General features: G+C 46.9%; 10 protein-coding genes and 2 tRNA genes. 2 read left to right on the plus strand and 10 right to left on the minus strand.

What is annotated here, in order from left to right; translation table 11 throughout:
- Positions 1 to 27: 27 nt before the first annotated feature.
- The gene (locus HR45_RS11315; RefSeq protein WP_037443019.1) at positions 28 to 444 is read right to left on the minus strand and encodes a CBS domain-containing protein; all 417 of its coding nucleotides are present in this window, start codon (positions 442 to 444) and stop codon (positions 28 to 30) included.
- A 95-nt stretch (positions 445 to 539) separates the two neighbouring features.
- A complete protein-coding gene (locus HR45_RS11320; protein ID WP_037443021.1) occupies positions 540 to 1,568 on the minus strand; it encodes an isoaspartyl peptidase/L-asparaginase family protein in 1,029 nt (342 codons plus the stop codon).
- A gap of 209 nt (positions 1,569 to 1,777) precedes the next feature.
- Here HR45_RS11320 and HR45_RS11325 point away from each other — a divergent pair, with 209 nt between their 5' ends.
- Complete coding sequence (locus HR45_RS11325) at positions 1,778 to 3,553, plus strand: autotransporter assembly complex protein TamA (RefSeq protein ID WP_081933463.1); 1,776 nt, start codon at positions 1,778 to 1,780, stop codon at positions 3,551 to 3,553.
- The gene (tamB, locus tag HR45_RS11330; protein WP_052074700.1) at positions 3,550 to 7,401 is read left to right on the plus strand and encodes an autotransporter assembly complex protein TamB; all 3,852 of its coding nucleotides are present in this window, start codon (positions 3,550 to 3,552) and stop codon (positions 7,399 to 7,401) included. Before HR45_RS11325 ends, tamB begins: the two co-directional genes overlap by 4 nt.
- A gap of 66 nt (positions 7,402 to 7,467) precedes the next feature.
- Here tamB and rplY read toward each other — a convergent pair whose 3' ends face one another.
- The 8 genes from rplY to uvrY form a co-directional block, all read right to left on the minus strand.
- Positions 7,468 to 7,755, minus strand: a complete 288-nt coding sequence (gene rplY, locus HR45_RS11335; RefSeq protein WP_037443025.1) for a 50S ribosomal protein L25 — start codon at positions 7,753 to 7,755, stop codon at positions 7,468 to 7,470.
- A 120-nt stretch (positions 7,756 to 7,875) separates the two neighbouring features.
- Complete coding sequence (mepK, locus tag HR45_RS11340) at positions 7,876 to 8,424, minus strand: peptidoglycan L,D-endopeptidase MepK (RefSeq protein WP_037443027.1); 549 nt, start codon at positions 8,422 to 8,424, stop codon at positions 7,876 to 7,878.
- Between the two features lie 132 nt (positions 8,425 to 8,556).
- Entirely contained in the window at positions 8,557 to 9,894 is a 1,338-nt protein-coding gene (locus HR45_RS11345) for a L,D-transpeptidase family protein (RefSeq protein ID WP_052074701.1), read from the minus strand.
- Positions 9,895 to 10,011: 117 nt separating this feature from the next.
- A tRNA-Cys gene (locus tag HR45_RS11350) sits at positions 10,012 to 10,085 on the minus strand.
- 8 nt (positions 10,086 to 10,093) lie between these two features.
- Positions 10,094 to 10,169, minus strand: a tRNA-Gly gene (locus tag HR45_RS11355).
- Between the two features lie 118 nt (positions 10,170 to 10,287).
- Positions 10,288 to 10,836: a CDP-diacylglycerol--glycerol-3-phosphate 3-phosphatidyltransferase gene (gene pgsA / locus HR45_RS11360; RefSeq protein WP_037443028.1), complete on the minus strand. Its 549-nt coding sequence runs from the start codon at positions 10,834 to 10,836 to the stop codon at positions 10,288 to 10,290.
- Between the two features lie 43 nt (positions 10,837 to 10,879).
- Entirely contained in the window at positions 10,880 to 12,712 is a 1,833-nt protein-coding gene (gene uvrC, locus HR45_RS11365; RefSeq protein ID WP_037443029.1) for an excinuclease ABC subunit UvrC, read from the minus strand.
- Positions 12,713 to 12,810: 98 nt separating this feature from the next.
- The gene (uvrY, locus tag HR45_RS11370) at positions 12,811 to 13,455 is read right to left on the minus strand and encodes a UvrY/SirA/GacA family response regulator transcription factor (protein WP_037443031.1); all 645 of its coding nucleotides are present in this window, start codon (positions 13,453 to 13,455) and stop codon (positions 12,811 to 12,813) included.
- Positions 13,456 to 13,609 lie beyond the last annotated feature (154 nt).

Raw genomic sequence — 13,609 nt, forward strand, 5'->3', positions numbered from 1 at the left:
GCACCAATTACATAGTGTAAAAAATGCCTATGCTGGCGCCATATAACATTGTTTCATATAGCCGTTTATTGCAGATAAAACGTTATAGCGATCAATCACCCCTATCACCTGACCATGCTCAACCACTGGGTAAATTTTAGGTTTTTGTCCCAGCATTTGTTCTGCCAGCAACAAAATACTGTGATCGGGTGACACACTTAACACATCGGTGCGCATCCGATCTTTGACCAAATCAGTTAAATCACAGTAATAGCTGCTCTTTAACATGGCCCCCATGCAATCTTGTTGAGATAAAAAACCAACCAGATGGCCATTCGGTGCCACAACAGGTGCTCCCGGCTTATGTTCTTTTAACAGTAATTCCACGGCTTGTGCAATCGTCATTTCGGCAGATAGCTTAACCGGAAATCGATCCATAAAGTCTTCTACTCTTAGTGAGTCCATGTTTCCCCCAAAGAAATCCAATGTCTCAACTAAAAGTGTAGTCGGCAATTATTGATAAAGCTTAGAATTTATCGCTTGGCGTTAGCCTGGCAGAGTTATTCCTCACGCCAGATCATCACGACCGGCTTCTCACCATTCTTGCGACTAGCGCGATACATGCCTTCTGTATTAAACAGCGTAGCGATATTGCCGCGTTGATCGACTGCAATCACACCACCGGTGCCACCCGCTTTAATCAAGCGGCTATTGATGACTTCATCAGCCGCTTCAATAATGGATTTGTGCTGATATTTCACCCGAGCACAAATATCGCCGGTGACGTGATAGCGAATGAAGTATTCGCCGTGACCGGTTGCCGACACCGCGCAAACACCATTTTCAGCGTAGGTGCCGGCGCCAATAATCGGCGAATCACCAATGCGACCATAACGTTTTGCCGTCATACCACCGGTGGAAGTTGCGGCAGCAAGATTACCCGATTTATCCAGCGCCACCGCGCCAACAGTGCCGAATTTATAGTCTAAATCGAGCGGATCGATTTTAGCTTGGTAATCATGTTGCTCTGCGGCTGTGATTTTAGCCTTTGCCTTTAATAACTGCTGGTAGCGATGGTCGGTATCGAAGCTATTAGCGGGCACCAATTTAAACCCTTGAGTTAATGCAAATTCTTCCGCACCGCTGCCGGAAAGCATCACATGCTCCGATTTTTCCATCACGGCTCGCGCCAGATCAATAGGATGCTCGATATGACTTACGCCAGCGACGGTACCAGCATTCATGGTGCTTCCATCCATGACTGAAGCATCCATTTCATGCTTACCATCCCAAGTGTATACCGCGCCTTTCCCGGCATTAAACAGCGGACTCGACTCAAGAATATTTATCGCCTTTTGAATGGCGTCGAGGCTAGTACCACCGTCATCTAAAACTTCGTAGCCAGCATTCACTGCCTCGGCTAACTTGGCTTTATATTCTTTAATCTGTTCATCGGTTAAATTGGCTTTGGATATCGTGCCAGCACCACCATGAATCACGATTGCAAACGGCGCTTCGGCGGCTGAAGAGGCAAAACAGGGCGAAAATAGCGCAAGTGCTAAAGCAGCAGTTTTTATTTTGGTTTTCATTTTATTGCTTCCTTGTTAACAGACGTCCTTTTGTAGCGATTTTCATAGCCAATTACAATCTGTCCCTTGCCTGTATGTAGCGCTAGGGTTCACAATTAGTTTAAGGAAGCTCTTGTAAACCACGGTTATTACATTTGTCTGTTAAACATGCCCTAGCCGCGTTCCCCCTATTCTGCCTATGTAGCTTTAGCAGCTTTTCGTTATCCGCTATGGCCGATGATAAGCCGTTGCTAAAAGTCAAAATCAACGGCGTTGAAGGCGCATTAAAGCGTAACATCCAAGCCTATTTGGGCGACGATCCGGTCACGGATGCGCAGCGCGACGCCTATCTGTTTAATGTTGATGACAGCATTACCAGTGCGCTTGAATCATTGGGGTATTACCACGGTAAATTCAAACAGGATTTAGCGCAGACAGAACAAGGTCCCTGGCAACTACAACTCGACATTACCCCCGGAGAAGTAACGCATCTGCAATGGATCAACGTGCGTATTCACGGGGAGATGTTAGATGACCCAGTGTTTAATCGCTGGTTAAATTCAGTAGCACTAAAGCCTGGCGATAAACTCAACCATGGTGACTACGAGCAAATGAAGTCACAGCTATCAGCCATTGCGTTCGCTCGCGGTTATTTTGATGGTGAATATGAACGAGCAGAAATCCGCGTAAATCGCGATCTCAACACGGCACAGATTAACTTGATATTTAACTCTGGCAAGCGCTATCGCTTTGGCGATATTACGTTTTCAGGCTCAACGCTAGCGCCGGAGTTATTAGATAAGCTAATTCCGTTCAGAGCACATGCTAAATACAATACCCGCCGAATTGCCGCATTGAACCAACAACTGCTTGATACCGGCTATTTCGCTTCAATAAAAGTACTACCGCAGATAGATAAACTCACAGATGGACAAGTCCCTGTGAAAGCCGAGTTAACCCCCAAGCCTGCACATTCATTTCAAATTGGTTTAGGTGCCGATATCGGTAATAGCAGTCAAAAAGAGGTAGAACCTCGCGTCAAATTGATCTGGAAAACGCCTCAAGTCAATCGCCATGGCCACTCGCAGGAAACCAGTTTGGAATGGACGCCTGAACGCCCTAAGGCGTTGTTTACCTATACGATCCCGCTATCACACCCACTAAATGATCAGCTACAGATCAAAGCTGGTATGTTGTGGGACAGTTATGGCGTAAACCAGACGTTTGATGAAGAACGTGGTGAATTTACGAATTCAGGGCAGCTAGAATCCCGCAAAAAGATATTGGGCGTTGCCCGTAATAAGCGCATTAGCGGTTGGTTGTTCTCTTACTATGTTAATGGCCTGCAGGAAAGCTACAACCAATCGGGCGAAGCCTATGATCCTATGTTCGTGATGTTAGGCAGTAGTATCAGCAAAACAGTACGTAGCGATAATACGCTCGATCCTAAAGCGGGTTACCGTCAGCTCTACAGCGTTGAATATACAGACCCAATATTAGGCTCTGATATCCGACTTACGAGGTTAAAGGCGCAGTTAAAGTGGATAGATACCTTCTTTGAAAAACATCGCTTTGTCTCGCGCCTCGATTTGGGCGTAAACCTTACCGCTAGCGGCGAGCTAGCTGAGATCCCGCCATCGCTGCGCTATTTTGCCGGCGGTGATCAAAGCATCCGCGGTTTCAGCTACCAAGAACTCGGTCCTTACATTGAATATACCAATGATGACGGCGTACTGGCTCGGCAAGTTGTCGGTGGCCGTTACCTTGCTGTTGGCAGCCTAGAGTATCAATATTACGTCACCCCCACTTGGCGTGTTGCAGCGTTTGTGGATGGTGGTAATGCGTTTGATGCCGGCCAGCTTGATCCGGTTGTATCGGTAGGGGGCGGTGTACATTGGATTTCTCCGCTCGGACCGGTCAAATTAGATGTGGGATTTGGTGTAAAAGATCCTCAAGTCGATTACAGCACTTGGCGTATTCACTTAACGATGGGGACTGAGCTATGACCAAACAGTCCTCCATACCACCTCAAGACAGAAACGATACGCATAACACCGTTGGTTTACGCGTACGTCGTTGGCTTAAAAATACCGTACGCAGCCTAATTTACGTGCCGCTATTGTTACTACTGATAATAGCCTTGCTTGTCGCTACACCTTTTGGCAGCAATGTTACTGTCAAGTTGGCAAATCAATGGGTTCCCGGATTAACGCTGCAGTATCGAAGTGGCTCACTCAACAGTCATTTATCACTTGAAAATATTCGATGGCAAAATAACAACATTGATATCAAACTCGCCAAAGCCGAATTTGATTGGCGTCCACGGTGCTTACTTAAAGCTGAAGTTTGCGTCGATGCCTTGCACGCTGACGAGATTAATGTTGCCATTCAAACGTATGATAATAATCAAGTTGACGATACCAAACAGAAAGCGAAAGACGAGCTTGAACAGTCCAACTTTGCGCTGCCGTTTAAGATTAGCTTAGGCAACGCTAACTTGAATACTATTGATATCAAAATCAATAAAATGCGCTACCAAGCAGAATCTATCGATATTAATGCCGACTGGGGTCAACAAGGCATCATTGTCCAGCGATTAGTCGGCCGCGAACTAATGTTAGCCCCCGGCAGCGCTGATAAATCGGCGAATGACGATGACACTTGGCCATTAGCGAACTTACCGACTGTGGCTGTCCCCTTTCCTATTCAAGTGAAGATGGCGCGTTTAGAAGGAACCACGCTTGAGCTAGCCGATACTAAAGAGCAGTTTCCGCTATTGGTATTATTGGGACAGATCAATAGAAGTCACCTAGACGTGGCGCAACTGACCTTGGTACATCGCTTTGGCGCCATCTCGGTAAAAGGCAGCGCCGATTTAACGGCAAATTACCCGGCAAAGCTACAAGCGCAAATTGCCATGGAACAACTGCCAGGAAGCGATGAAAAAATCGTGCAAGATGCACAGCTGTCGCTGCAGGGGGATATGGCTAAACTCTCCTTAACAGCGTTCCTCAGCGGCACCCAAAATGCCGAACTCGATGCTGAGATTGCACTAAGCGATCCAGCACTGCCCTATCAAATTAACATCAATCATGGTCAGCTACAGTGGCCATTTAATCAACCGCAATATCGTACCGAGGCGTTAACATTAACCAGTCAGGGATCTTTAGCGGCGCAACAGGCCACGCTTAATGGCACGCTGTTTACACCGTTCGTGGAAGCCGTCACGCTTAACGGCACAGTTCATCACCAACAGCAGCAACTTGATTTAGATAACCTCAATGTTGAAACGTCAGCGGGTAATGTCACATTTAATGGCTTACTAAATTATGCTAAAGGGCTTAATTGGCAGTTAGATGCCCAAGTAGCTGACCTCAATCTCGGGGCAATTAATCTGGTTACACAAACCGGAAAAACGCCCCTCTCACAGGCTTCAACCGCATCAGCGTTTCGTCTACCAGACAGTAATATTGCTGGACCAATCACGAGCAGCGGCCAATACCAGCAAGGCCATTGGCGTATTGCCTTAGAGAATATCGCCCTCACTGGCAGTGCCGATCAACTGCCGTTTGCATTACAAGGTAATGTTAATGCCAGCGACGGTTTTACCCTTCATTCTGATGGATTGACGCTGACTGCCCTTAACAGTCGATTCTTTGTTAAAGGCAATGCTGGCGAATCTTGGGATCTTGAGGGCGAGCTAAAAGTGCCTGATCTCGCGCAATGGTTGCCAAAGGGTTACGGCAATCTCAATGCCAATTTATCGGTCGATGGTGATGCACAGCAGCCGCGAGTTAAGGTAGATGGCAAACTTCTTGCGGCTGGCTGGCAAGGTTACAAAATCGAGGCACTAACAATTGCGGGGCACTATCAACCGCTGCAGCAGCACCAATTTGAATTAGCACTAAACAGCGGTCACATCAGTCTGCAACGAAGGCTGTTAGGACGTCTACAAGGCGAGCTAAGCGGTAATCTTAGTAAGCAGCAGTTTATGCTCAGCTTAGCGGGTGAAAATAGCGTTACACTCACCGGACATAATCAGTATGACACGTCCACCCAAGCGCTCGCCTTAGCAATAAACCAACTGGAAACGAGTGGAAATGCGGGTCATTGGTCGCTCGACCAGCCAATTACAGTTGAATGGGCGCAATCTTCCAAAGCCGGCAGTGTGACTCCCTTTTGCTTGAGCGCGATAGACAATCAACTCTGTCTGCGTAACCAGGTGGATTTGCAGCAACCTAAACTGGATATCAACTATCAAGGCCAACCTAGCAAAGCATTAGCGGCATTTTTACCCAATGGCATTAATTGGCAAGGTTCAGCCAGCATGCGTGCTCTGATCGATTTGCCGTTAAATGCTAAGCCAACTGCGGATATCGCCCTTAACTTTGACGCTGGCACAGTCACATTTACTCAGCAAACGAAAAACAGCGAGACCGTTAACTATCAAGCTGGCAGTATTTTGGCCACATTAACTGCAGATAGCTTCCACAGCGATGTGTCATTAGATGCGGGCGAGTTAGTGAAAGTTGATGCTAATGTCGATATCAGCACAGATCCGCGCCATCAGCTAAGTGGGCAGATCAACGTTAATCGGTTTAACCTGAAGTTTTTTGAGCAAGTAATCCCCCAGTTTCAAACGCTCGAAGGTTTGCTTAGCTCAAACATCATGCTGTCAGGAACTCTTGCCGAACCTTTAATTCACGGTAATGCAGCGCTTACCCAAGCCGCACTAGTGTTGAGCAATAATCCGACTAAGATTGATGAGTTGCTGCTTAACGCTGATTTTGACGGCCAACATGTTCAGTTAGCGGGCGACTGGCAAATGGGTAAAGGTAGAGCGGCGGTAACCGGTGACATTCGTTGGCCAAATGGCAAGGCCGAAGGCAACATCTATGTAAAAGGCAATAAGCTCACCGTTATTCAGCCGCCGTTAGCAATTTTAAACGTGTCACCCGATCTCCAAATAGCCCTTGGCGACACTATTCATATCAGCGGCAATGTCGATATTCCAACGGGCTCAATTACCATTACGCAACTTCCTGCTGGCGGCGTTAGTGTATCGCAAGACGTCGTATTTGATGACACTCAAGCCGAACAGATAGCTCAGCAAGCGAGTACGCCAGTTACGGCCGATATTGGCATCAATATCGGTGACAAGTTGAAAATTGATGGCTACGGGTTAAAAGCCATGCTCAGCGGCACCTTAAACCTGCAGCAGCAAGTGGGCAAGCCAGTCCAAATCTACGGCAATATAAATCTTAAGGAAGGCACCTATAAGTTTATGAGCCAGACGCTGACGATCTCTCGGGGTGAGCTGCAGTTTATTGGCCCACCACAAGTCCCTACATTGAATATTGAAGCGATTCGAGAAATCAAAGACGAAGATATGGTGGCAGGGGTGCGCATTACGGGCAATGCGCTGAAACCCGAGGTAACACTATTTTCTAACCCACCGAAAGAGCAGGCCGAAATCCTATCCTACATTTTGCAGGGTAAAGGCTACGATAGCAGTAGTGACAACAGCAGCATGATGATCGGCGCAGCGATTTCTCTCGGCAGCCAATTCAGCGGTGGCGGCTCAGCCATGGGCAACATCAGCAATACTGCTGCTGGTTTGGTGGAAATGTTTGGCTTTAATAACGTCCAGCTTGATACCGACAACGAAGGTAAAGTCGCCATCAGTGGTTATATTGGCAAAGATTTGATGCTGAAGTATGGTGTTGGAGTATTCACTCCAGGCTATGAAGTCACAGTGCGGTACTATCTGTTATCACAGTTGTATCTGGAGTCCGTCTCCAGCGCGATTGGCCAATCGCTTGATATCTATTACACCTTTGATATTGATAACTAAATATCGTCTCTCTGGGGACACAAAAAAAGCGCCCTAAGGCGCTTTTTCATTTTGAACACTTAGCTATTAAGCGTATACAAAATCAACGTGTTCAATAACTGGCTTGTAAACGTGACGCTGCATAGCTTGAGCACGTACAGGCACTTCTTTACCGTCCAGAACGATAGTCAGAACGCTAGAGTAGAAGTCGTCGTTAGTTTGAACGTTGATGATATCTTTGTGATCAAACACAATTGATACAGGCTCTTTACCAGTACCATAGATAACACCTGGAACTTTACCCTCACGACGCAGGCGGCGGCTCGAACCTTTCCCGATCTCCGTGCGGATAGCGGCTGGAATTGTATAAGACATAACAATACTCTCAATCAATTAGATAAATAGGGGCTACCATTTTCGACCAACGGTAACCAGTGCAAAATGCGCGCGGATATTAACACAACCAATGCGCAGCAACAACAATTAAACCGTTAACTACCAGCGGCGAACCGGTCCGCAGTCAACATGTACAAAACCAGATTTTGGGTAATACCCAACACCACCAAGCTTTAACTCAAGGGCGGCGTGGCGCACATCCTTAAGTGGCACCCCCGGAATGCACAAATCGACCGCCATTCCTTTCATATGAAAGCTTTTCTTTGCAACACCGTTGCTATGCGCAGCCAACATGGCGTTGGTCTTAGGCGAACGATAGCCAGAAATGACATGCACTTCTTTATCGGTGGCGAGCTTTTGCTGCAGTTTATAGATGATATCAAAAACACGTTTATCCATAGGTGCTTCAATATTTTGTCGATGATCACGCATCAGATGATTGAACGACTCCAGAGTCTCACCTAAATACGCGCCCTCTTCCCAATAAACGCCCTGCTGGTGCTCTCCGGTATGGATATTATAGAAACTCAAAAAACGACTTCCTTTCGTTGAGCGACTAGCAAAAGCTTCAGCGGGAACCAGCGACATTAATGCCGCGCCACCTAGGCCTTTGAGTAATTGACGACGTGTGGGACAAGATAAAGACACCTAACAACCTACCTCTACAACTAATGGAAACCGTTCAGAAAATAACCATCTATTGCGGCAAGGTCAAGTAAGAATGTCTGAAAATGGCCATTTACCACCAAAAAGTGACAAAAGCCTCAAAACTACATGTTATCAGTTTGTGTATTCGCCAGAAATTTGACGTTTTTGTTTATGGTAGATATCTGGCCTGAATTGCGCAACTCCTTGATTATTAACCCAAGCTGTCCAGTAAACGATATAAACAGGCAACTTTTGTTTCAGCTTAAACCATTGAGTTGTATTGAAATCATTCTGCATTTGCTGCCATTTGGATTGATCAACTATCGCATGCTGAGCTAACCATTCAGCCAATTGCGCCGCCTTCTCAACGCGAACACAACCTGACGACAGGGCTCGTTTACTCTTGGCAAAAAGCGACTTTTCGGGGGTGTCATGTAAGTAAACATCATAACTATTAGAAAAGTGAAACTTATAACGGCCTAACGCATTGTGTTCTCCCGGTTTTTGTATCAGCCGATACGGAAAATGACCATCGATATCCGCTGCCGCATTAACCTCAGTTAATGCCACCTTCTGCCCCTGATAGTCATACGCTTCAAACGCTTGATGCTGCAGATAATCGGCGTCGGCACGAATGTGTGCAAGAAGATTACGACGCACAATGCTTCGCGGTACATGCCAGCTCGGATTGAGCACAATACTGGAGATCTCGCTTTGTAACATAGGGGTTTGCCGATACGGTAATCCCACGATCACTTTCGACTGCATCACCAATTGTTGCTGGTCAACGAGGGATAACTCATAGGCAGGTACATTTACTAAGATATATTGCGCTGGCAAATTAAACCTCACGCTGGTTTCGGCAACATATTCGCGCGCCAATTGCTTAGCACGTTGCAACGGCGAAACGTTAAGCCAATAGAGTGTTTGCTGACCGATCACCGCATCAACTTTAAGACCATGTCGCGCCTGAAAATGGCGCACAGCTTCCGCGATCGATGCTGAATACGCATAATCAGCGTCACTTGCTAGCGGCATATCGCCTAGCAAATAAAGTCGCTCAGCAATTAATGGTATGAGTCGATGACTATCGCCGGGTCTCAGCCAGCCACCTGGTTCAAGCTGTGGCCAAGGCGCAGTGTCAGCAAGCCGTAATAACGCAGAAACCTTAGTGCTCACTCGAAAAAAGTTGTCGTCAGCGAGTTGTTGGCTGTTAGTGATATCAACACCATGCTGCTGCCAAAACCGCTGCAGTGCCTGCTGCGCCTGATAGGTAATAGTTGATGCTGACTGAGGTGATTGCCGCAAGGGGCCAACATACTGTTGTAGAGCATGTTGTTCAGGTAACAGGGCCAGCAGCTGTAATTGGCTTACCATTGCCTCGCGAACGGACGCAGGCGCTGCGACTGCCGAGGTTGCAGCCACCACATAAAGCCCAATGAATATCCCACTAAGACACTTAATCTGCACAGTCCTGACTTCCCTATTCCAATAGGAAATGAAAGCTGCAGCGAACGCTGATTATTGAGTTGAGTATAGAACAGTGAAAATGACTTAGGGTGTCTAAGATAAGGAACTGCTAAAAAATGGAGGCGCGACCCGGAGTCGAACCGAGATCGACGGATTTGCAATCCGCAGCATAGCCATTCTGCCATCGCGCCTAATAATTTGGAGCGACATATCGGGTTCGAACCGATGACCTATACCTTGGCAAGGTATCGCTCTACCAACTGAGCTAATGTCGCATCAAAAAGAAGGAAGGAACCGTAGTTCACGGCTGAGCATTCTACGGTTTTCACCTGTGCTGTCAATTCAGTAAAACCAGTTAAGTGACTGTTCGCACACTAATTGATCTAAAACTGATTAACCCGCAATCAAATCGTTCCAGGCCGCTTTGATGTAACTCATCATCGACCAGAAAGTGAGCCATGCGGCGACGTACAGCAAGGCATACGCTAGGTACACCATCCAAGTGTCGACCTGCCATAAAAGCCCAATAATGGCCAACATCTGTGCCGCAGTTTTATACTTACCAATCCAGCTTACCGCGACTGCGCCGCGCTTACCTATTTCAGCCATCCATTCTCGTAGCGCTGATATCACGATTTCACGTCCCACCATGAACAATGCTGGCAATGTCAACCACGGGCTATCAAACTGTTCAACTAACAAAACAAGTGCCGTTGTCACCATTAACTTGTCTGCCACCGGATCGAGAAAAGCGCCAAAACGCGTTGATTGCTGCAGCTTACGCGCCATGTAGCCATCAAGGGCATCGGTAATGGCCGCGAGCCAAAATACAAATGCAGAGGCAAAATGCGCCCATGGATAAGGCAAGTAGAACACTACAATAAAGATAGGTAACAGAAATAGCCTAAACCAAGTTAAGGCCATAGGAAGATTAAACGGCATGATAGAACCAACTGATTATTCGCGGATTAATCTTGCCTTAAATTTAATGGGCTCGCAATGCGTCATGTATGGTTTGTGCCATTTCCATACTAATTCCTGGCACTTTGGCTAATTCGTTGACGCTTGCGTTTTTAACTTCCTGCAATCCGCCTAAAAATTGCAGTAATGCTTTGCGGCGTTTTGGGCCAACGCCAGCGATCGATTCAAGCGTTGAAGTATTACGAGTTTTCTGGCGACGATTTCGATGGCCAGTGATCGCAAACCGATGCGATTCGTCACGAATATGCTGAATAAGATGCAACGCCGGCGAATCATCAGCTAAAGAGAAGCTTTCTTCACTGTCCCCAAAAATCAAGGTTTCTAGACCGGGCTTTCGGCTTTCGCCTTTGGCCACACCGACCAACATCGGCACCTTGTCGATACCGACAAACTTGCTATCAACAACAGCCTGCGCCATGCGCAACTGGCCTAAGCCACCGTCAATAAACACAATATCGGGAATTTTTCCGTTACTCGTGACCTTATCAAAGCGGCGCTCTAGCGCTTGCTTCATCGCAGCATAGTCATCGCCCGGGGTAATTCCACTGATGTTGTAGCGACGATACTCCGATTTCTGAGGCCCATCGCGATTAAACACTACGCAGGAAGCAACAGTACTTTCACCCATTGTATGGCTGATATCAAAGCATTCCATCCGGGCGATATTGCCATTGAACTCCAGTGCTTCCTCCAATAGTAGAAAGCGTTCTTCAACGGTGTTTTTATGCGTTAGCTTGGTCAGTACTGCATTAGTGGCATTGGTTTTTGCAAGGCGAAGATAGCCAGCGCGATCGCCTCTGACATTGGTACGCACAGCAACCTTTTTAGCGGTAGCCTCTAATAACAACTCCGTGAGCTCATCCAATTCTTCGTAATCTTCACTCAGCAAAATCTCTTTCGGCACACTGCCATGCACATCGCTGTTGAGATAGAACTGCAACATAAAGGCGCGTAATACCTCGGCCATCTCTGTTGCATCCGGGACTTGAGGATAATAGCTACGACTACCAATAATCTTGCCTTCACGAATAAACAGTAAATGAAAACAAGCAACCCCCGAGGCATAGTGCACACCGATAACGTCCATCTCACCATGCGCTGAACTCACTTGCTGCTGCTCAGCGACTCGACGCAACGCCATAATCTGATCACGAAACAATGCCGCTTGTTCAAACTGAAGCGAAAGCGATGCCTGCTCCATCTGTTCAACTAAGCTCGCAATGACTTGCTGATCTTTCCCTCGTAAAAACAGTTCGGCGAGGCGCACCTGTTGCTGGTAGGCTTCGTCAGAAATCTTGCCGACGCAGGGCGCACTGCACCGCTGCAATTGATATTGCAGACAGGGGCGCGAACGCGACTTGTAGTAGAGATCATCACACTGCCGAATAGGAAACAGCTTTTGCATTAGATGCAGGCTTTCACGCACCGCCCCACCATTAGGATATGGCCCGAAATACTGCCCTTTTTCACGTTTTGGACCGCGATGATATGCCAAACGAGGATGACGATGCTGGCTTAACAAAATATAAGGGTACGACTTATCATCTCGCAGCAGCACGTTATATTTTGGCATATAACGTTTGATGTAATCGTTTTCTAGAATCAGGGCTTCAGTTTCACTATGAGTTACCGTGACATCGATATTGGCAATATGGGAAACCAACGCCTGAGTTTTAACATTGGGCAAATTAGCGCGAAAATAAGAGGACAGACGTTTTTTTAAATCTTTGGCTTTACCGACATAGATAACTTTCGCTTCGGCGTCATACATGCGATAAACGCCCGGTGCAGACGTGACATTACGTAAGAACTGTTTGGCGTTGAACACCGACGACATAATCACTCTCTATTGGCAGAAACACCACGCGAACGCTGATAATCATCTAGATAAGAAAACCTGCCCAAGGCGTGGCACAGGTTTTCTCAATTTGGTACTTAGAAGTGGCCCGTATCGAGCAACTTATAGCGGATGGCTAAACGGGTAAGCTCAACATCACCGCTGATCCCTAACTTAGCAAATAAACGATATCGATAACTGTTGACCGTCTTCGGACTTAAGTTAAGTTGCTCAGAAATCTCATTGACCTTTTGACCGTTGGTGATCATCATCGAAATTTGCAGTTCACGCTCAGATAAGCTCTTAAATGGATTTTCATCAGTATGATTGAAAGAGCTTAAAGCCATTGCATGGGCAATTTCTGGGGCCAGATAACGCTGACCTGACGCGACCTGACGGATCGCTTGAATCATCTCAGGAGGTTTGGCGCTTTTCGTCAGGTAACCTGACGCACCGGCCTGCATCACCTTAGTGGGAAACGGGTCTTCAGTATGAATCGTTAGCACTATAATTTTTGCGTGGGGCTGGTAACGTAAAATTTTACGTGTTGCTTCTAGCCCACCGATACCCGGCATGTTCATGTCCATCAGAATGACATCCGCTTCATTCTGGCGGCTCCACTGGACGGCAGACTCACCATCACCCGCTTCACCCACGACCTTTATGCCCTTTTCGTCTTCGAGGATCCTTCGAATACCGGTTCTGACCAATTCATGGTCATCTACCAAATATAAAGAAATCAACTTGAACCCACCTTGATCGTCATAGGTAAGAAGTCAGATTCTCACCTTTATTAGAGAGGTAATTTAGCTGAAATCCCCCCATTATAAAAGTGCAATAACGACAAAACTGACACAGTAAGAATCCCATTCAGCCAAATGCTTAGCTAAACTACCT

Source organism: Shewanella mangrovi (assembly GCF_000753795.1).
Classification (GTDB): Bacteria; Pseudomonadota; Gammaproteobacteria; order Enterobacterales; family Shewanellaceae; genus Shewanella; species Shewanella mangrovi.